Genomic DNA, 18011 nt, shown 5'->3' with positions numbered 1-18011 from the left:
CGCCCACGTGCGCAAGGGACTGCGGAGGCGATCAAAGGTGACGCCCCTCGTCGACGGGGACAATGATGCCGGTCGAACTCGTGAGATTGACGATGCAGGCGACGACCGCCCGCGCTACGTCGTCCGGCGTCGTCACATGCCCGAGTGGCAGTCTCAGCGCCACCTGCTCGAGCTGTTCGCGTGTGCGCTGTGGAACGAAGTCGGTGTCGACCCCCGCCGGGGAGACGGAAAAGACCCGGATCTTCGGTGCGAGCACCTTGGCAAGGGCGATGGTCAGCGAATCGAGTCCCCCTTTTGCAGCCAGGTAGGCGAGGCTGCTGCCAATGCCGGTGCGGGCGGCAATCGAGGAAATGTTGACGATCGCCGGATTGTCGCCGCACTCCAGCAACGGGCGAAATTCCCGGACCATCGCGAACGGACCGCGCAGGTTCAGCATCACGGTGCGATCGAAGATGTCATCGGTGAGACCCTCGAGGTCCGCCGCACGAACCGGTGTCGTCTGACCGCCGCAATTGACGAGCGCATCGACCTTGCCGAACCTTTCCTTCACGGCCGCGGCCGCCGAAGCGATCGAGGCTCCATCGTCGATCGAGATCCGCATGGCGAGATGGCCGCTGCCCGAAAGGCCGCTTACGACCTCGTGCGCCGCATCCTGTCTCGCATTGTAGCCGACGACGACGGTCGAGCCCATCGCCGCCAGACGGGCGGCAGTGGCCCTGCCGATCCCGCTGCTCCCTCCGGTGACGACGCTCACCCCAGGCACGGGGAGATCGGGAAGTTCGATCGTCGGCATTGTCTCTCCTTGGAGCCGCCTGCGGCGGATTGCCAATTGGAATGGTCCCTTGAGGGCCTAGGAAGCCGCTTGGCGGTGAGCCATGCTCGCAGGGTTTAAGTATCGTGTCCACGCAGACCGAGCGAGGAACTGGCCGTCCGGTCCCTTTGTCTCTCTGACGCTCGCGCTTTCTTGCCCGCTGCCATCACTCGATGAGGCCAACCAGTCGCGCGGGATTATCCGCCACCATGGTCCGCACCTCCTCCTCGCTAAAGCCCAGCGCGAGGCAGAGCTTGATTGCCTGTCGCATTCCCTCGACCGGCGTGGGATTGTCGACCTGGCCGAGATCCGAGCCGATCGAGGATCGCGACACACCGGCAGCGAGGATGTGCTCCTTCAGTTCCTGCGGCGAGAAGACGTTGAACCGGCTATCGACATAGAGCGCGGCCGATTGCTCGATCAGGGCACCCATGGCGGCCAGATCACGAATGTCGTCATACGTGAAGTGCAGGCCGTACATCGGATGATTGACGAGAAGCCGCTTGACCCCCCGCACCCGCGCCTCCTCGAAGAGCCTCCAGATCTCCCAAACATGCAGGTGCCCGGACGACAGGATGACGTCGAACTCAGCGATCAGGTCGAGGATCTGCTTCACCTCGTCGAGAATGTTGCCATAGCCGTCGACGACCGTCAGCCCCGGCGAGTTCCGCAACTGGACATTGGATGCCAGCCGTACCTTGCGATGCGCGCTTCTGATGTGGTTGGCCGCCTGTGCTGTCGGCATCCAGATGAGCTTCGCCCCCATCTTCAACTGCGCATCGACGACGAACGGATTGAGGCCACCGGTGGAATTGTTGAGCACCAGGCCGCTGAACATGGACAGGCCGCGGTCGCCGAGGACCCGCTCGATCAGCGGAATGAACGGTGCGACCGAATAGTGATGATCCTTGAACAGCAGCCCTCGCATCCCGGCCTCCACGGCTTCTTCCGCGGCCTGGAGGTGGTCGAGCTGCCGTGGCATCGTCGAGGGACCGGAATGGACATGCAGGTCCAGCGCGCCGCGCAACAGCGCCGCCGCACGCTCTTCATCCACCCCGGCGATTAATGCCCGAACTTCCTCCCGGTTGCGTTTCGTATCCTCTGCAGCGGCCATTGCCATCCTCCGTGAACATGTGCTGCAGCCTTAGGCCTTGACTTGACGAGACCACAACCTATCGTCCGGGGCGTTCCGCCGGCCGAAACGGAACGGAGGTGTCGCAAGGAGGAAGCGATGGGAATTCGATCCGTCGAGCGCGCGATGACCGTGCTGCATGAGCTCAATCTGCAGCCGATCAACACGATCGCTCAGCTTCACGCACGCACCAAGCTCCCCAAGCCCACCCTGGTTCGCATCCTCAAGACGTTGGAGGAGACCGGCTATGTGGAGAATGACACGCGGCAGGGCGGGTATCAGGTCACCGCTCTCGTCACCTCCTTGAGCTCGGGGTTCCACAAGGGGCCGATGGTGGTGGAGGCCGGCCGCGCCTGGGCGATCGCTCTCACGAGAAAGCACAAATGGCCCGTGGCAATCGCCCTGCCTGACTATGATGCGATGGTCGTGCGTTTCAGCACCGTGCCCGACAGCCCGGTTTCCCCCTTTCACAGCACCGTCAATCGCCGGCTTGGAATGCTGACGCGAGCCCTCGGGCTAGCCTATGTCGCCTTTCTCGACCGCGAAGCCTTCGATCTGACAATGGGTATTCTCAAGAACTCGGAGAATCCTGAGGATGCACTGAGCCACCATCCGAACGAGATCGACCGCCTCATGAGGCGGATCCGGGAGGACGGGTATGCGACCCGTTCGTCCCTGGTCGAGCCTCGCAACTCCAATACGATTGCCGTGCCGATCATCAGCAAGGGCGGTAGCGTGCTTGCCACGATCGGCCTCACCTATTTCAAGTCTGCATTTGCCACGGACCTACAGGCCATCGATCGCTTTGCGCCCGTCCTAAAATCTGCAGCTTCCGCGATCTCGGAAGACCTGGAGCGCCTGTCGAGTGCTGCCGGTTTTTCGGACACCGCGTTAGGCTAATCCCACCTTGTTTTCAAATCCCATTGGGCGGAATAAGCCGAGTGTCGAACGCCGGCGCTTCGGATTGTAGAAGCGCTCGATGTAGTCGAACACGTCCGCTCTTGCATCGTCTCTGGTTCTGTAGACCTTACGATCTGTCCTTTCCCTTTTGGTGATGGGAAGGGCCCTCCTTGCATCATCATCTTCAGGCATAGCTCGAATTTGCATGCCGGACAGGTGTGTTGACGCACAAGAAAAAGGCGGCGACCGGTCCGACGATCCTCTCTTCTCTCGACGGAACGCGTGGCGATCAGGCAGCGGCGGTAATCTCTTCGGCAAGGATGCGATAGAGTGCCATCTGACTTGCAGCCCATCGTTCGAATTCGTCGACAAGGTCCGCGGAAACGACGAGGGGCCGACCGCCCCGGGCGACCGAGAACCAGCCCCTTTGCCTGGCCTCGATCAGGAGATTGCCGACGTGCTGCCTGGAAACGCGAAACCTCTCTGCCAGCCCCGCATAGGTTAGCGGGAGCGTGAATGACGTGCTCCCTGACCGCGCGGCATAATGCGCGCCCATGACGGCCGCAAGCAGAGGATAGCCGCTGTCGCGCTCGGCGAGCTGCACGATAATCGGGAATGGCGAGAAATAGATATCCTCGTCATGGAACCGCTCCGCCGAACGACCGAGCCAGTCGGCGAGCAGAATCTCGTCGTTGTGGATAAGGCCAGTGAGCGGTGCCGATGCCGGAAGGAGAAGCTCCGAGGCCTCCAGAAAGGCGAGCGGGGAGCGCGCGACTTCCTTCAGGAGCGCGGAAGAGGGGCGGAGATGAAGGCTGCGACGATCCGCACCCCGCTCCGCGATTGCGTATCCCCCGTGCTTCAGAGCATCGACGAAACTTGCGACCTGCCGGGCACTCGCCGGCACCTTCCGCTGCAATGCCGTCAACGTCGGCGGCTCCCTGCCGTCGCGACGCCACCGGGCGTGGTTCCCGATGAGATCAAAGCAGACGATGTAGCGCATGCTTTGCCCGAACAGCTTGGTGGCCGGCCAGGACACTTCGGGCGGACGAGTCATCTCGACGCAATAGGACACCAGCGCTTCGGTGAAGAGCGGTCCCGCAATCAGGGATGCCGCAAGCGACGACACACTCGTCGGCGCCGCGACTCCGGGAGAGCAGCGTGAAAATCCCTCCTCACGATCGTCCGGCAATGACCCGCTCATCGACAATCCCTGCAAAGTTTGGACTTTGCAGTTGCATGCCACGAATGACAATAATCAACCAGCGGTTATGGCTGCCACCTCTGCCAAACGGTTAACGATTGGTTTTCGTGGTCAATGCGGCAGATTTTCCTTCAATCCCGATGGGCGAAACATTGTGAGGTATCGTCATGTGTGACCTGTGCTCTGTGAATGCGACGCGACTGTCCCGCCGCGGGCTGGTCCTCGGAGGTGCGGCGCTCGCCGGTATGTCGATGATGGCACCAGGCACGGCGTGGTCGCAGGACACGCCGCAGAACGCGATCTCGCCGGATGCCGCGCTTCAGCGCCTGATGGAGGGCAACGCCCGCTATGCCGCCAACACGTCGGCGAACAATGACTACTCGGCCGGGCGTGCGGCGCGCGTGAACGCGCAATATCCGATCGCCGCGATCCTGAGCTGTGCCGACGCGCGCGTCGCTCCGGAACTTGCCTTCGACCAGGGACCGGGCGATCTGTTCGTCGTCCGCGTCGCCGGCAACTTCCTCAACAACGACGGGCTTGCCAGTTTCGAATATGCCGTCAAGTACCTCAACGCGCCGTTGCTGATGGTGCTCGGACACTCCAATTGCGGTGCGGTCGGCGCAGCGATCAAGGTGATCAAGGACGGAGCGACGCTTCCCGGGCATCTGCAGGACATGATCCGCGACATCAAGCCCGCCGTGGAGACGGCGGAAAAGTCGAAGCCCGCCGACCTGCTGTCCGCCTCGATCGCAGAAAACGTGCGACAGGCGGCGCACCGCCTCGAGACAGCTTCCCCTATCCTGACCGACTATGTCGGTTCCGGGAAAGTGAAGGTCGTGGGCGCTCAGTACGACCTCGCGACAGGAAAGATCGCATTGCTCTGACCTCCCAGGTGGGTCGAGTTCCCGTCAGGCGGCGTCTGCAGCTCAGGACGCTGCCGCAGTCGCCTCCAGCAGAGAGCGTGCCGTCTCCTCGTCGGTAATGAGACCGTTCACATGGCCGCCGCGTACTGCTGCCAGGATTGCGGCATGCTTGCGCCGTCCGCGCGCGAGGCCGATGACCGTCGAGGTCTCCCGCGGAGGGATGGAAATGCTGGCGACACGCTCGTTGACCGGGTCGTCGAGAAGCTTGCCGTCGGAGCCGAAAACCCAGCCGCAAATTTCGCCGGTGGCACCGGTTTCGAGGAGGGCCTCCATTTCCAGGCGGGTCAAGAAGCCGTCGAGCAGCAGCGGCGCATCGAGCCCCATATGGCCGACACCGACGAAGGTAACGTCGGCCTTCGAACCGAGTTCGATCGTCGGAGCGACGAGCGGCTGGCTGCGCAGGAGATCGCGTTCGGCGCGCGAGGAGACGAGAACCGGTAGCGGCATCGGAAAATGCGGCGCCTTCACCGCATCCGCCATCGAGAAGATGACGTTGAAATAGGCGGCCGACCCGTCCGGACTGATATTGCCGGTAAGGGACACGATCTTGTGCTGCGGGCACTCCATGGGCGAGAGCTGGTCGATCACCGCCCGAAGCGTGCGACCGGTCCCCATGCCGAGGATCAGCGGATCGCTCTGCTTCAGCCAGCGCTCGAGTTCGGCGGCACCTGCCTCGGCCACCCCGACGGTCGCGGAATCCCCTCCCCCGCCGGACGGTACCACCTCGACCTGCTTCAGGCCGAACTTGTCCTTAAGGGCCTCGGCGAGTTCCATGCACGCGGCAATCGGATGATCGAGCCGGACCTTGATCAGCTTCTCCGCGATCGACAGCGAGACGAGCCTTTGCGCGCTCTGGCGGGAAATCCCCATCGCAGCGGCGATCTCGTCCTGTGTGCGGCCGGCAACGTAATAGAGCCAGCCTGCCCGGGCCGCATCGTCCAGCCGTGTCTGCCCTTCCGATCGTCTCGCCATCCGCTCTTCCGCCCCTCTTTCCCATCAGTGCTGCCAAGTTTTGCGAGCCCTGTCAAACCGCCGGAGACGAACCCGGCGTCTTGCTTCCCTCTTGCGCGAACTACTCATATGTGAAAGAAGCATTCACATAAGAATTTCAAGACAGTCGCTGCGCCACAGGGCCCGCCGGCGGACGGGAGGAGCGAAGAATGCAGGATAGATGCGGATCGTTGCTGGCGGGTCTGACCGTCGTCGACATGAGCCAGTTCCTTTCGGGCCCCTATTGTTCGCTGCGCCTTCTCGACCTCGGGGCCCGGGTGATCAAGATCGAGCGGCCCGACGGCGGCGACCTGTCACGAAGGCTCTATCTCAGCGACACCGACGTCGGCGGTGATTCCACGCTCTTCCACGCAATCAACCGCGGCAAGGAAAGCCTCGGCATCGACCTCAAGAACCCGGAGGATCTCGCCTTCCTGCGCAAGCTGCTCGCGAAGGCCGACGTGATGATCCAGAATTTCCGCCCCGGCGTGATCGAGCGGCTCGGGCTCGACTACGAGGCCGTGAAGGCGATCAATCCCTCGATCGTCTATGCCTCGATCAGCGGCTATGGCGAGGAAGGGCCTTGGGTCATGCGACCGGGGCAGGATCTTCTTGCCCAGGCGAGGTCGGGCGTAATGTGGCTCAACGGCGACGAGGGCCAAGGGCCGGTGCCGCTCGGCCTCTCGATTGCCGACATGCTTGCCGGCGCGAATACCTGCGAAGGCATCCTCGCCGCCCTCGTCCGCCGCGGCCTATCGGGCAAGGGCGCGCACATCCAGACGAGCCTGCTCGAAAGCCTTATCGACCTGCAGTTCGAGCTTCTGACGACCCACCTGAATGACGGCCGGCGGATGCCGAAGCGCGCCTCCTTCCGCAACGCCAATGCCTATCTCTCGGCGCCCTACGGCGTCTATCCGGCGCGCGACGGCCACCTCGCCATCGCCATGACACCGATCGGTCGCCTGCAGGACCTCATTGGCGTCGACGCCTTGTCGCCGTACCGCGACGACCCGAAGTCCTGGTTCACGCATCGCGACGAGATCAAGTCGATCATCGCCGAGCGGATTGCCGGGGAAACGGTTGACCACTGGCTTGCCATCCTCGAGCCCGCCGACATTTGGTGCTCGAAGGTCCTCGACTGGGAGGAGCTCTTGTCCAGCGAAGGCTTTGCCGTGCTCGACATGCTGCAGACCGTGACGCGCGAGGACGACGTCTCGGTCGGAACCACGCGCTGCCCGGTCAGGATCGACGGGGTACGCCCGATGGGTAGACGCGCCGCGCCGCTCGTCGGCGAACACACGGCTGCGATCCGCGCGGAGTTCGACCGATGAGCCGCCGCCTGAAAGGCATGACCTGGAGCCATCCGCGAGGCTACGACCCGATGGTCGCCTGCTCGGCCGACTGGCTGGCGAAGACGGGCGTCACCATCGACTGGGACAAGCGCTCGCTGCAGGATTTCGAGAGTTTCCCGGTCGAGGAGCTTGCCCGCCAATACGACCTGATCGTGATCGATCACCCCCATGTCGGGCAGATCACCGCCGAAGGCTGTCTGACGCCGCTCGACATTCCCGAGCGGCGGGAAGAGCTGGCAGCGCTGGCGGACGGCAGCGTCGGCGCCTCGTTTCCGAGCTACAACTGGCACGGCCACCAATGGGCCTTTCCGATCGATGCCGCGACCCAGGTGCTCGCCTGGCGTCCCGACAGGCTCGGCACCGCGCCGGCCCACTGGAACGAGGTTCTCGATCTTGCCCGCGTCGGCGAAGTGCTGCTGCCGCTACGCCCGCCGCACTCGCTGATGAGCTTCTTCACCCTCTGCGGCCAGTTGGGCCGGCCCTGCTCGGTAACGACCGATGCGCCGTTCGCGGATGCCAAGATCGGCGGACGGGCTCTGGAGATGATCCGCGAGCTTGCCGCCCTTAGCGATCCGGCCTGCTTCGCCATGGATCCGATCGCGGTGCTCGACCGCATGGGTGAGGCCGGATCGCCCTTCACGGTTTCGCCGCTGATCTACGGCTATGTCAGCTATTCGCTCGAGGGCTTCCGTGCGAACCGCATCGCCTTCGCCGATTTGTCCCTCGGCCAAACCCTCGGCTCGGGCGGCTCCGCGCTCGGTGGCACGGGAATTGCGGTTTCCGCCTTCTCGGCCGATCGGGACGCGGCAATCGACTTCGCCTACTGGATTGCCGGCGGCGAGACACAGGCCGATCTCTACTGGCGCGCGGGCGGCCAGCCCGGACATGCTGCCGCGTGGGCTAATGACGCGGCCAACGCGGTGACGCTCGACTTCTATCGCGCGACACGCCGCACCCTGGAAGGCGCGTGGCTGCGGCCGCGCCATGACGGCTATATGCCGTTCCAGGAAGAAGCCTCCCATATCGTCAATGACGCGGTCCGGGGCAGCCTACCCGTCAAGGCCGCGATCGACCGCCTGAACGATGGTTTTCTGAAGAGCTTCGGGGGCTGATCGCCCCCGCTTCCTCATATCTTACGCTTGTCCGATCCGGCGGCCTGCCTCACGTCAGCCGCCAAATCCTCCGGGCATTGGCGGAGAATACCTTTTCCTTGTCTCCGAGGCTGACACCGGAAAGCAGGGCCTGGGTTGCACCGACCCAGGTCGAGAGGCCGCCGCCGAGGGTGCAGACCGGCCAGTCGCTGCCCCAGACCATGCGATCGAAGCCGAACGTCTCGACGACATGCACGAAATACGGCTTCAGGTCCTCGAGCGTCCAGTCTTCCGCGCCGTAGGCAGGCAGCCCCGAGAGCTTGACCGTCACGTTCGGCCGTCGGGCGACGTCCGCGAGCGGTCTTTCCCAGGCGTCGAACCCGCCGCCCTTGATGTCGGGCACGCCGCAATGATCGAGAATGAACGGAACGTCCGGTGCGAGATCGGCAAGGGCGATCGCCTTTTCGATCTGGTGCGGCAGCACGCAGAGATCGAAGGGCAGCCCGGTTCCCGCCAATCGCTTGATGTTCTCGCGAAACAGGCGTCCTTCGGAAACGTCGTCCGGCACCACGTGCAGGACGCGACGGAAGCCGCGGACGAAGCCGCCGGCCCGGACCCGTTCCAGATAGTCGGCAAACCCCGCCTGTTCCGGCCGGCAAGAGGCAATCGCACCCACGAGGAGGCTCTTCTCGGTACCGGCGAGATCACCGACAAAGTCCGTTTCCCGCTCGATATCCTCCTCCGCGACGTCGACTTCCATGTGAAGTGTCGCGCCGATCCCCAGGCGCCGTGCTTCCCGCGCATAGCGCTCATAGGTGAAGTCGGCGTCGAGCGGCGGGACATTTTTCAGCCAGGGATAGGAGAGCCGCTCGCGGTAGATGAGATGCAGGTGCGTGTCGACGATCATGCCGCGGGTCCTCCTCTGTGACGCAAGAAAACCTGCCACAGAAAAATTGCCTCTTCAAATACGAATTTTCGAAGCCTCAGGATTCGCTCTGGAAACCCGATCCAGCCATTTCCGAGAGACGTTGGGTCGTGTCGGCGAGCAGGTGGATCGTGCTCGATATGTCCGGGGCACCCGGCGTGTTGATCAGGGTGATGTAGGGCACAGTCAACGCGGCGATTGCCTTGCCGTCGGCCCCGACCACAGGGGCAGAGAGATTGATGACGCCGGCGGTCTGGGCACTCGGCATCATTTCATAACCGCGCGTGCGTATCTGGTCGAGCCGGCCCAGGAATTCTGCCGTCACCTTGCTCTGGTCGCCGCCGCTGCCGAGATATTCGGCAATCATCATCTGGCGTTCCTCGGGCGTGCGGAAGGCAAGCAGGACGTGTCCGGAGCCCGTCTCGAACAGGCTGATGCGCGAGCCGACGCGGATCGAGATGCCCCAATAGCCGGGCGCCTCCTGCTGCGCGATGACGACGGGATTGCCCCGGTCGAAGACCACCAGTTGGTTCGCCTGGCGGGAAGCCTCGGCAAGCTCGCGCATCAGCGGCACGGCAAAGGAAACCAGACGGCGAACCGGGGCGTGGAGCTGGGCGAGACCGAAGAGCTTCAGCGTCAGGGTGAAGCGGTCGCCGTCGATCCTGGTGACGTAACCACGTTTCACCAGCCGGTCGAGCATCCGATAAAACTCGTTGGGGCTGCGGTCGAGGCGCTTGGCGATCTCGGCCTGGGTGAGGCCGCCATCGACGGCGGCAAGAAGCTCGAGAATGTCGAGCCCCTTGTCGAGCGCAGGCGCACGGTAGCGATCATTCTCGTCGTCGGCCACGTGTTTCACTCCTTAGTGAATACAACCGTTCATATACGGATAATCAGGCTTCCACAATAGTTTCGGCTTGACGACGGATGGATGATTGGTTTGTATATGAATGAAGCTCTCATTGGTGAGGGCTGAGACATGAGCCCACATGGGAGGAGAGAATGTCTAAATTCCTGACCGGCGTCGCAGCCGGTGCCCTGATATGTGCTTCGGCGGGCCTGGTGACTGCAGCCGACCTGCCCGGCAAGTTCGACGGCGTGACGATCGACGCCAAGCTGATCGGCGGACAGCAATACGAATCCCTCTATGCCCGGATCGCGGAATGGGAGAAGCAGACCGGCGCCAAGGTCAACGTGCTTTCGAAGAAGAACCATTTCGAGCTCGACAAGGAGATCAAGTCGGACATTGCGACCGGCAACATCACCTGGTGCGTGGGATCGAACCACTCGTCCTTCGCCCCGCAATATCCCGAGGTCTACACCGACCTCGCCGCGCTGCTTCCGAAGGAAGAGATCGACGCCTTCGTGCCGGCGAACATCAAGGCTTCCACGCTCGACGGCAAGCTCGTGATGCTGCCGCGCGCCCAGTTCGACGTCTCGGCGCTTTACTACCAGAAGAGCCTCTACCAGGACGAAGCGAAGAAAAAAGCCTTCAAGGAAAAATACGGCTATGACCTCGCCCCGCCCGATACCTGGCAGCAGGTGACGGACCAGGCCACCTTCTTCTCGAGCCCGCCGGATTTCTACGGCACGCAATTCGCCGGCAAGGAAGAAGCAATCAACGGCCGCTTCTATGAAATGCTGGTCGCAGAAGGCGGCGAGTATCTCGACGCCGACGGCAAGCCCGCCTTCAATTCGGAAGCTGGCGTCCGCGCACTCGACTGGTTCATCAACCTCTACAAGGCCAAGGCCGTTCCGGCCGGTACCACCAACTATCTCTGGGACGATCTCGGCCAGGGCTTTGCCTCCGGCACCATCGCCGTCAACCTCGACTGGCCTGGCTGGGCGAGCTTCTTCAACGACCCGAAGTCCTCCAAAGTCGCCGGCAATGTCGGCGTGAAGGTTCAGCCGGCCGGCTCCTCCGGCAAGCGGACGGGTTGGTCGGGTCACCACGGCTTCTCGGTCACCGAAAGCTGCGCGAACAAGGAAGCTGCCGCATCGCTGGTGTGGTTCCTGACCAATGAAGACAGCCAGAAGCTCGAGGCTGCGGCCGGTCCTCTGCCGACGCGCACGGCGGTCTGGGAGTGGGACATCAAGGAGGCGGAAGACGACCCTTACAAGAAGGAAGTCCTGAGCGCCTTCCAGGAAGCGGCACAGCACGCCTTCCCGGTTCCGCAGACGCCGTCCTGGATCGAAATCTCCAACGCCGTCTACCCGGAACTCCAGGCTGCGATCCTCGGTGACAAGACCGCCAAGCAGGCCCTCGATGACGCCGCCGCGAAGGCGACCGAAATCCTCGAGGACGCCGGCGAGCTGTAAGCAGAGACGGCCCCTCACCCGACTGCCATTCTGTCCTCGTTCGGACAGGGTGAGGGTCGGAGTGAGGGGCATTTCGCAGTCCAAGCGGCACAAGCCGCGACCACAGAACAGACCAACAGCACACAGGAGAAGCCTTACATGAAAGGCTGGAGACCACCGGCACCCGCCCTGCTTCTGCTGCCCGCATTCATCGTCCTGGCGGCCGTCGTCGTCATCCCTCTCCTGCTCTCGCTTTATTCGAGCTTCACGCCCTTCCGGCTGACGCAGCCGGCCTCTCTCTATAGTTTTGTAGGCTTTCGCAACTATGCGCGCATCCTGACAGACTGGGAGTTCTGGACGGCGTTCGGACGCACCGTGCTTCTGCTGACCGTTGCTCTCAACGTCGAGATGCTACTGGGCCTTGGCCTCGCCATGCTGGTCGAAAAGGCCTCGCGCGGACAGCGGGTGCTGAGAACCATCATGATGTTTCCGATGATGTTCTCGCCGATCCTTGTGGGCTTCCAGTTCAAGTTCATGTTCAACGACAATATCGGCCTCATCAACAATGCCCTGCAGTCGCTCGGTCTGACGACCCAAGCGATCCCGTGGCTGATCGACGGTCAGCTCGCCTTCTGGGCAATCGTGATCGCCGAGGTATGGTCGTCCACCTCGGTCTTCGCAATCCTCATTCTCGCGGGCCTGCTCGCGATGCCGAAGGAGCCGGTCGAAGCTGCGCGCGTCGACGGCTGCACGTCCTGGCAAACCTTTCGCTATGTGACCTGGCCTTTCGTCATGCCGTTTGCCTATATCGCGATGACGATCCGCTCGCTCGACGTGGCGCGCGCCTACGACATCGTGAAAATCATGACCGACGGAGGGCCGGCCAAGCGAACGGAACTGCTCTGGACGCTGGTCTCGCGGACGGCCTATTCCGACGCCCGCATGGGGCTCGCCAATGCCATGGCCTATGTCGCGATCCTGCTCTCCATCCTCTTTACCGTCTATTTCTACCGGAAGCTGGCGGCAGCCCGAACCCAGATTGCCGCGGAGTGGTGAGATGAACGAAAACGCAAAACATCGTCTGAAGGCCGGCCTGCTCTCCGCCGCCCACACGATCGGTCTTTTTCTCGCCATGGCCGTCATCTGCCTGCCGGGTCTGTGGATCGTGCTCGCCTCCTTTCGCCCGACGGTCGAGATCATGGCAAAGCCGCCGGTCTGGATTCCGCAGGACCTGTCGCTGGAAGCCTATGTCGCCATGTTCTCCGGCGTCGGCCAGGGCGGGATCCCGATCATCGACTACTTCCGCAATTCGTTGATCATCTCGGTCACCTCGACGGCAATCTCGCTTGCGATCGGCATGGCCGGCGGCTACGCGTTTGCCCGCTATCGCTTCAAGGCGAAATCCGCGATCTTTCTCGGTCTCATGCTGACGCGCACGGTACCCGGCATCGCGCTCTCGCTGCCGCTCTTCTTCGTCTATGCGAAACTCGGCATCATCGACACGCACTTCGGCATGATCCTCGTCTATGTCGCGCTAAACGTGCCCTTCACGATCTGGCTGATCGACGGCTTCTTCCGCCAGGTGCCCAAAGATCTCGCCGAGGCCGCGCAGATCGACGGCTGCACGCGCTGGCAGGCCTTCTGGCAGGTCGAATTTCCGCTCGCGGGACCGGGCATAGCATCCGCCGGCATCTTCGCCTTCCTCACCTCCTGGAACGAATTCGCACTCGCCTCTCAGCTTACCCGTTCCATTAACTCGAAAACGCTGCCCGTCGGCTTGCTCGACTATACTGCCGAGTTCACGATCGACTGGCGCGGCATGTGTGCGCTGGCCGTCGTGATGATCATCCCAGCGCTCGTGCTGACCTTCATCGTGCAGAAGCATCTCGTCTCCGGCCTCACCTCCGGCGCAGTCAAAGGATAAGCCATGGCAACCGTCACCCTAGAAAAGCTGGTCAAGCGCTACGGCGCCCTCGACGTGGTTCACGGCATCGATCTCCATGTCGCCGATCGCGAGTTCATTGCCTTGGTCGGGCCATCCGGCTGTGGCAAGTCGACGACGCTTCGCATGATCGCGGGTCTCGAGCCGATCTCCGGCGGGAATCTCAAGATCGGCGGCCGCATCGTCAACGACCTGCCGCCGCGCGCCCGCAACCTCGCAATGGTCTTCCAGTCCTACGCTCTCTACCCGCACATGACCGTTCGCGAGAACATGGGCTTTTCGCTGAAGATCGCCGGAATGAAGCCGGAGGAGATCGGCCCCCGTGTCGAGGAAGCGGCCCGCACCCTCGACCTGACTGCCCTTCTCGATCGCCGGCCTTCGCAGCTTTCCGGTGGCCAGCGCCAGCGCGTCGCCATGGGCCGGGCGATCGTGCGCAATCCGGAAGTCTTCCTGTTCGACGAACCGCTCTCCAACCTCGACGCCAAGCTGCGCACACAGATGCGCACCGAGATCAAGAAGCTCCACGCCAAGGTGCAGTCCACGGTCATCTACGTCACCCATGACCAGGTCGAGGCGATGACGCTCGCCGACCGCATCGTCATCATGCGCGACGGCCGGATCGAACAGGTCGGCACGCCGGAGGACGTCTTCCAGCGCCCCGCCTCGAAGTTCGTCGCCGGCTTCATCGGCTCCCCGCCGATGAACCTCAAGGACGCCGAGATCGCCGACGGTCGCGTCGTCTTCGGCAATGGCGAAAGCCTGCCGCTGCCCAAACAGTTCTCCGGACAGGTGACCAGCGGACAGAAGGTGACTTTCGGTCTTCGCCCTGACGATCTCTATCCGGCCGGGCACGGCATCCACTCGGGCAACGAGACCGACGTCCACATCGCCGACCTCAAGGTCGCCATCACCGAGCCTCTCGGCAACGAGACGCTGGTGTTTGCCGATTTCGGTGCCGGCGAATGGGTCGCCCGAATGCTGAACCCCCGTCCGGTACGTTCCGGAGAGACAATGGCCTTCTGCTTCGATCTTTCGCAGGCCCATCTTTTCGACCGTGAATCCGGCATTACACTGAGAGGCTGACATGGCACGCATCGAACGCATCGAACTCAAGATGGTCGATCTTCGCCCGAAGGTCGAACGTACCGACGCCATCCAGAGCTTCGTCAGCCAGGAGACGCCGATCGTAACCATCACCGACAGCGACGGTGCCGTCGGCACCGGCTACAGCTACACGATCGGCACCGGCGGCTCCTCCGTCATGCGCCTGCTTGCCGATCATCTCGCCCCGCGCATTCTCGGCCGTGACGCCGACCGGATCGAGGCGATCTGGCATGAGCTCGAATTCCTGACCCACGCGACCACCATCGGCGCGATCACGTCGATTGCGCTCGCGGCGATTGACACCGCACTCTGGGACCTGCGCGCCCGCAAGCAGAACCTGCCGCTCTGGAAGCTCGCCGGCGGCGCCAAGGATCGCTGCCCGCTCTACACCACCGAAGGCGGCTGGCTGCACATTCCGACCGCGGCCCTGGTCGAGGATGCTCTCGAAGCCAAGGCGAAGGGGTTCACCGGCTCGAAGATCAAGATCGGCAAGCCGAACGGTTCCGAGGATTTCGCCCGTCTCTCGGCCGTGCGCGACGCGGTCGGCGACGGCTATGAGATCATGACAGACGCCAATCAGGGTTTTTCCGTCGACGAGGCAATCCGGCGGGCCGAGCGTCTGCGGGACCTCGATCTCGCCTGGCTTGAGGAGCCCCTGCCGGCGGATGATGTCGACGGTCACGTGCGGCTCAACCGTTCCACTGCAACCCCGGTCGCCATCGGGGAATCGCTCTATTCGATCCGTCATTTCCGCGAGTACATGCAAAAGGGCGCCTGCTCGGTCGTCCAGGTCGATGCCGGCCGGATCGGCGGCATCACGCCGTGGCTCAAGGTCGCTCATGCGGCCGAAGCCTTCGACATGCCGGTCTGCCCGCATTTCCTGATGGAATTGCATGTGAGCCTCACCTGCGCAATTCAGAATGGCAAGTATGTCGAGTACATTCCGCAGCTCGACGACATCACGACGTCGCGACTCGTCGTCGAAAACGGCATGGCACTCGCCCCGTCGACGCCGGGTCTCGGTATTGCGTGGGACTGGGAGGCGATCGCCGCCCGCGCCATACCCGAATTCAACCGGGACATTCGCTAGAGGGAGGATGAGATGCAGCGTATCGGCATGGTGATCGGCATACGGCCGGAGAAGATCGAGGAATACAAGCGCCTGCACGCGGCCGTCTGGCCCGAGGTGCTGTCGATGAACTCCGCCTGCAACATCAGGAACTACTCGATCTTCCTCAAGGAGCCGGAAAACCTGCTTTTCTCCTTCTACGAGTATCACGGCACCGACTATGCCGCCGATATGGCAAAAATGGCGGCCGACCCGAAGACCCAGGAATGGTGGTCGGTCTGCATACCCTGCCAGCAACCGCTCGAAACCCGCAAGGAAGGCGAGTGGTGGGCGCAGATGCCGGAGGTCTTCTTCCATGCGTGATACGCGCAGAGTCCGAACCCCGGAGAGGCGCCGATGACGTTCGATCCGAGAACGCTCGCGCAGGCCTGGCCACTGCCGTCGAACCCACGTCCGATCGTGACCTTCGGAGCCGGTTCGATCGTCGGGGACGGACATTATCCCGCCTATGCCAAGGGCGGCTTCCCCGTCGCCGGCCTTTATGATCCAGATCACGAGAAGGCAAAAGCGCTCGCCGACAAATGGAGCGTGACAGCGTACTCGACGATCGAGGAAGCAGCAGCGGTCGACGACGCCATTTTCGACCTCGCAACGCCCCCCGCCGCGCACGCGAAGGTTCTCGCGGCGCTTCCCGACGGCGCGGCCGTCCTCGTCCAGAAGCCGATGGGTGCGGATCTTGTGGCGGCAACCGAAATCCTCAAGATCTGCCGGGAGAAGAACCTCAAGGCGGCCGTGAACTTCCAACTGCGCTTTGCCCCGATGATGCTGGCACTGAAGGATGCCATCGCCAGGGGCCTGCTCGGCGAGGTCGTCGACTTCGACGTCTATCTGGCGCTCGATACGCCCTGGGAGCTCTGGGCCTTCCTCGAAGGCCTGCCGCGCATCGAAATCGCCATGCACTCGATCCACTATCTTGACGTGATCCGTCAGGTGCTGGGCGACCCGAGGGGCGTTCATGCGAAATCGATTGGCCATCCGAACCACCGGATGGCGCAGACGCGCACGACCGCGATCCTCGATTACGGCGATCGCGTGCGCTGCGCGCTGTCGATCAACCATGACCACAAGTTCGGCCGCAAGCACCAGGCCTGCGAGTTCCGCGTCTGCGGAACGGAAGGAGCGGCTTACATACAGCTCGGCGTCAACCTCGACTATCCGCGCGGCGAATCGGACATCCTGGAGATCTACCCGAAGGGTGGTAACGACTGGGTGACGGTGCCTCTCGACGGCACCTGGTTCCCGGATGCCTTCGTCGGACGCATGGCCAATCTGCAGCGCTTTGCCGCCGGCGAAGACGCCGAACTGGTTTCATCAGTCGAGGACGCCTGGCGCACCATGGCGCTGGTCGAGGCGCTCTATGCCTCGAACGCCGCCCCAGCCACGCCGCTCGCCGAAAAGCCCTGACAAGGAAGACCACAGTGGAACAACTGAAATACTACGAGGACTATCAGATCGGCGACCAGCGCCAGACGACGGGCCGCACGATCACCGAGACCGATTTCATCGTCCATGCCGGCCATACCGGCGACTTCTTCCCGCACCACATGGACGCCGAGTTCGCCAGGACGACCCCCTTCGGCCAGCGCATCGCCCATGGCACGATGGTTTTTTCCATCGGCATCGGGCTCACCGCCTCCGTCATCAATCCGGCCGCCTTTTCCTATGGCTATGACCGCATGCGGTTCATTCGCCCGGTCTTCATCGGCGACACCATCCACACGCGCGTGACCATCCATTCCAAGGAGGACGATCCCAAGCGCGCCGAGCTCGGTCGCGTCGTCGAGCGCACCGAAGTCATCAACCAGAGGGGCGAGGTCGTGCTCGCCGCCGATCACATTCATATCGTCGAGCGCCGGCCCAAGGCTGCCTGACGCGCCATATCCTGAAAGGATCACCCCATGTCGCTTTCCCTCAAAGACAAACGCACCCTGATCACAGCTTCGGGCCAGGGGATCGGGCGAGCGAGTGCGCTGGCCTTTGCTAAGGCCGGTGCAAGCGTGGTCGCGACCGACATCAATGAGGGGGCGCTCGACAGCCTCGCGGCAGAGGCGAAGGCCGAAGGGCTCGCCCTCGAGACCCGCGTGCTCGACGTGCTGAAGGACGAGGCCGTCGCGGCGATCGTTTCCGAAACAGGCCCCTTCGACGTGCTCTTCAACTGCGCCGGCTTCGTTCATTCCGGCACCGTCCTCGACATGGCCGACAAGGACCTCGACTTC

19 protein-coding genes and 1 pseudogene are annotated in these 18011 nt (G+C 63.1%); 13 read left to right on the top strand and 7 right to left on the bottom strand.

Features of this window, described 5'->3' with window-relative positions; translation table 11 throughout:
* Nucleotides 1-31: 31 nt before the first annotated feature.
* Both ACM6UT_RS17670 and ACM6UT_RS17665 read right to left on the bottom strand, forming a co-directional pair.
* Nucleotides 32-793: an SDR family NAD(P)-dependent oxidoreductase gene (locus tag ACM6UT_RS17670; RefSeq protein WP_416798661.1), complete on the bottom strand. Its 762-nt coding sequence runs from the start codon at nt 791-793 to the stop codon at nt 32-34.
* A 184-nt stretch (nt 794-977) separates the two neighbouring features.
* Nucleotides 978-1925 carry a DUF6282 family protein gene (locus ACM6UT_RS17665; protein WP_416798660.1) on the bottom strand — a complete coding sequence of 316 codons (948 nt, stop codon included), beginning with the start codon at nt 1923-1925 and terminating at the stop codon, nt 978-980.
* A gap of 117 nt (nt 1926-2042) precedes the next feature.
* On the opposite strand from ACM6UT_RS17665, the gene ACM6UT_RS17660 reads away from it, so the two are divergent.
* Nucleotides 2043-2843 (top strand): DNA-binding transcriptional regulator, encoded by an 801-nt coding sequence (locus ACM6UT_RS17660; RefSeq protein ID WP_416798659.1) that lies wholly within the window; start codon nt 2043-2045, stop codon nt 2841-2843.
* Here ACM6UT_RS17660 and ACM6UT_RS17655 read toward each other — a convergent pair.
* Both ACM6UT_RS17655 and ACM6UT_RS17650 read right to left on the bottom strand, forming a co-directional pair.
* A pseudogene (locus ACM6UT_RS17655) lies at nt 2835-2993 on the bottom strand (IS3 family transposase); the annotation flags it as partial. The gene ACM6UT_RS17660 and the pseudogene ACM6UT_RS17655 sit on opposite strands and share 9 nt — an antisense overlap.
* Before the next feature lie 139 nt (nt 2994-3132).
* Nucleotides 3133-4044 (bottom strand): MarR family transcriptional regulator, encoded by a 912-nt coding sequence (locus tag ACM6UT_RS17650; protein ID WP_416798658.1) that lies wholly within the window; start codon nt 4042-4044, stop codon nt 3133-3135.
* A 167-nt stretch (nt 4045-4211) separates the two neighbouring features.
* Between ACM6UT_RS17650 and ACM6UT_RS17645 the strand changes: the two genes are divergently transcribed.
* Nucleotides 4212-4928, top strand: a complete 717-nt coding sequence (locus tag ACM6UT_RS17645; RefSeq protein WP_416798657.1) for a carbonic anhydrase — start codon at nt 4212-4214, stop codon at nt 4926-4928.
* Nucleotides 4929-4970: 42 nt separating this feature from the next.
* On the opposite strand, the gene ACM6UT_RS17640 is transcribed toward ACM6UT_RS17645, so the two are convergent.
* Nucleotides 4971-5939 carry a sugar-binding transcriptional regulator gene (locus ACM6UT_RS17640; RefSeq protein ID WP_416798656.1) on the bottom strand — a complete coding sequence of 323 codons (969 nt, stop codon included), beginning with the start codon at nt 5937-5939 and terminating at the stop codon, nt 4971-4973.
* Nucleotides 5940-6127: 188 nt separating this feature from the next.
* On the opposite strand from ACM6UT_RS17640, the gene ACM6UT_RS17635 reads away from it, so the two are divergent.
* Nucleotides 6128-7288: a CaiB/BaiF CoA transferase family protein gene (locus ACM6UT_RS17635; protein WP_416798655.1), complete on the top strand. Its 1161-nt coding sequence runs from the start codon at nt 6128-6130 to the stop codon at nt 7286-7288.
* Nucleotides 7285-8421: an extracellular solute-binding protein gene (locus ACM6UT_RS17630; protein WP_416798654.1), complete on the top strand. Its 1137-nt coding sequence runs from the start codon at nt 7285-7287 to the stop codon at nt 8419-8421. The genes ACM6UT_RS17635 and ACM6UT_RS17630 overlap by 4 nt, the downstream gene beginning before the upstream one ends.
* A gap of 49 nt (nt 8422-8470) precedes the next feature.
* Here the strand turns inward: ACM6UT_RS17630 and ACM6UT_RS17625 are convergent, their stop codons facing one another.
* Together ACM6UT_RS17625 and ACM6UT_RS17620 are read right to left on the bottom strand one after the other, a co-directional pair.
* Nucleotides 8471-9307, bottom strand: a complete 837-nt coding sequence (locus ACM6UT_RS17625) for an amidohydrolase family protein (protein WP_416798653.1) — start codon at nt 9305-9307, stop codon at nt 8471-8473.
* A 76-nt stretch (nt 9308-9383) separates the two neighbouring features.
* A complete protein-coding gene (locus tag ACM6UT_RS17620) occupies nt 9384-10172 on the bottom strand; it encodes an IclR family transcriptional regulator (protein ID WP_416798652.1) in 789 nt (262 codons plus the stop codon).
* A gap of 152 nt (nt 10173-10324) precedes the next feature.
* Between ACM6UT_RS17620 and ACM6UT_RS17615 the strand changes: the two genes are divergently transcribed.
* The 9 genes from ACM6UT_RS17615 to ACM6UT_RS17575 all read left to right on the top strand — a co-directional run.
* Nucleotides 10325-11641, top strand: coding sequence for a type 2 periplasmic-binding domain-containing protein (locus ACM6UT_RS17615; RefSeq protein WP_416798651.1), 1317 nt, complete (start codon nt 10325-10327; stop codon nt 11639-11641).
* A gap of 138 nt (nt 11642-11779) precedes the next feature.
* Nucleotides 11780-12676, top strand: coding sequence for a carbohydrate ABC transporter permease (locus ACM6UT_RS17610; RefSeq protein ID WP_416798650.1), 897 nt, complete (start codon nt 11780-11782; stop codon nt 12674-12676).
* A gap of 1 nt (nt 12677) precedes the next feature.
* Nucleotides 12678-13544 carry a carbohydrate ABC transporter permease gene (locus ACM6UT_RS17605; RefSeq protein ID WP_416798649.1) on the top strand — a complete coding sequence of 289 codons (867 nt, stop codon included), beginning with the start codon at nt 12678-12680 and terminating at the stop codon, nt 13542-13544.
* Nucleotides 13545-13547: 3 nt separating this feature from the next.
* Nucleotides 13548-14645 carry an ABC transporter ATP-binding protein gene (locus tag ACM6UT_RS17600; protein WP_416798648.1) on the top strand — a complete coding sequence of 366 codons (1098 nt, stop codon included), beginning with the start codon at nt 13548-13550 and terminating at the stop codon, nt 14643-14645.
* 1 nt (nt 14646) lies between these two features.
* Nucleotides 14647-15756: a mandelate racemase/muconate lactonizing enzyme family protein gene (locus tag ACM6UT_RS17595; RefSeq protein ID WP_416798647.1), complete on the top strand. Its 1110-nt coding sequence runs from the start codon at nt 14647-14649 to the stop codon at nt 15754-15756.
* Nucleotides 15757-15768: 12 nt separating this feature from the next.
* Nucleotides 15769-16098 (top strand): L-rhamnose mutarotase, encoded by a 330-nt coding sequence (locus ACM6UT_RS17590; protein WP_416798646.1) that lies wholly within the window; start codon nt 15769-15771, stop codon nt 16096-16098.
* A gap of 33 nt (nt 16099-16131) precedes the next feature.
* Complete coding sequence (locus ACM6UT_RS17585; RefSeq protein ID WP_416798645.1) at nt 16132-17199, top strand: Gfo/Idh/MocA family protein; 1068 nt, start codon at nt 16132-16134, stop codon at nt 17197-17199.
* 14 nt (nt 17200-17213) lie between these two features.
* Complete coding sequence (locus tag ACM6UT_RS17580; protein WP_416798644.1) at nt 17214-17666, top strand: MaoC family dehydratase; 453 nt, start codon at nt 17214-17216, stop codon at nt 17664-17666.
* A gap of 27 nt (nt 17667-17693) precedes the next feature.
* Nucleotides 17694-18011: SDR family NAD(P)-dependent oxidoreductase (locus ACM6UT_RS17575; protein WP_416798643.1), on the top strand; the 318-nt coding region annotated here is incomplete at its 3' end.

Source organism: Ciceribacter azotifigens (assembly GCF_048159625.1).
Lineage (GTDB): Bacteria > Pseudomonadota > Alphaproteobacteria > Rhizobiales > Rhizobiaceae > Allorhizobium > Allorhizobium azotifigens.
The sequence above is the reverse complement of the archived record's forward strand: the minus strand, read 5'-3'. Positions and strand labels throughout refer to the sequence as shown.

Coding starts and splice junctions, on each gene's coding strand:
- ACM6UT_RS17670 (WP_416798661.1), bottom strand. CDS start 793: ATGCCGACGATCGAACTTCCCGATCTCCCCGTGCCTGGGGTGAGCGTC.
- ACM6UT_RS17665 (WP_416798660.1), bottom strand. CDS start 1,925: ATGGCCGCTGCAGAGGATACGAAACGCAACCGGGAGGAAGTTCGGGCA.
- ACM6UT_RS17660 (WP_416798659.1), top strand. CDS start 2,043: ATGGGAATTCGATCCGTCGAGCGCGCGATGACCGTGCTGCATGAGCTC.
- ACM6UT_RS17650 (WP_416798658.1), bottom strand. CDS start 4,044: ATGAGCGGGTCATTGCCGGACGATCGTGAGGAGGGATTTTCACGCTGC.
- ACM6UT_RS17645 (WP_416798657.1), top strand. CDS start 4,212: ATGTGTGACCTGTGCTCTGTGAATGCGACGCGACTGTCCCGCCGCGGG.
- ACM6UT_RS17640 (WP_416798656.1), bottom strand. CDS start 5,939: ATGGCGAGACGATCGGAAGGGCAGACACGGCTGGACGATGCGGCCCGG.
- ACM6UT_RS17635 (WP_416798655.1), top strand. CDS start 6,128: ATGCAGGATAGATGCGGATCGTTGCTGGCGGGTCTGACCGTCGTCGAC.
- ACM6UT_RS17630 (WP_416798654.1), top strand. CDS start 7,285: ATGAGCCGCCGCCTGAAAGGCATGACCTGGAGCCATCCGCGAGGCTAC.
- ACM6UT_RS17625 (WP_416798653.1), bottom strand. CDS start 9,307: ATGATCGTCGACACGCACCTGCATCTCATCTACCGCGAGCGGCTCTCC.
- ACM6UT_RS17615 (WP_416798651.1), top strand. CDS start 10,325: ATGTCTAAATTCCTGACCGGCGTCGCAGCCGGTGCCCTGATATGTGCT.
- ACM6UT_RS17610 (WP_416798650.1), top strand. CDS start 11,780: ATGAAAGGCTGGAGACCACCGGCACCCGCCCTGCTTCTGCTGCCCGCA.
- ACM6UT_RS17605 (WP_416798649.1), top strand. CDS start 12,678: ATGAACGAAAACGCAAAACATCGTCTGAAGGCCGGCCTGCTCTCCGCC.
- ACM6UT_RS17600 (WP_416798648.1), top strand. CDS start 13,548: ATGGCAACCGTCACCCTAGAAAAGCTGGTCAAGCGCTACGGCGCCCTC.
- ACM6UT_RS17595 (WP_416798647.1), top strand. CDS start 14,647: ATGGCACGCATCGAACGCATCGAACTCAAGATGGTCGATCTTCGCCCG.
- ACM6UT_RS17590 (WP_416798646.1), top strand. CDS start 15,769: ATGCAGCGTATCGGCATGGTGATCGGCATACGGCCGGAGAAGATCGAG.
- ACM6UT_RS17585 (WP_416798645.1), top strand. CDS start 16,132: ATGACGTTCGATCCGAGAACGCTCGCGCAGGCCTGGCCACTGCCGTCG.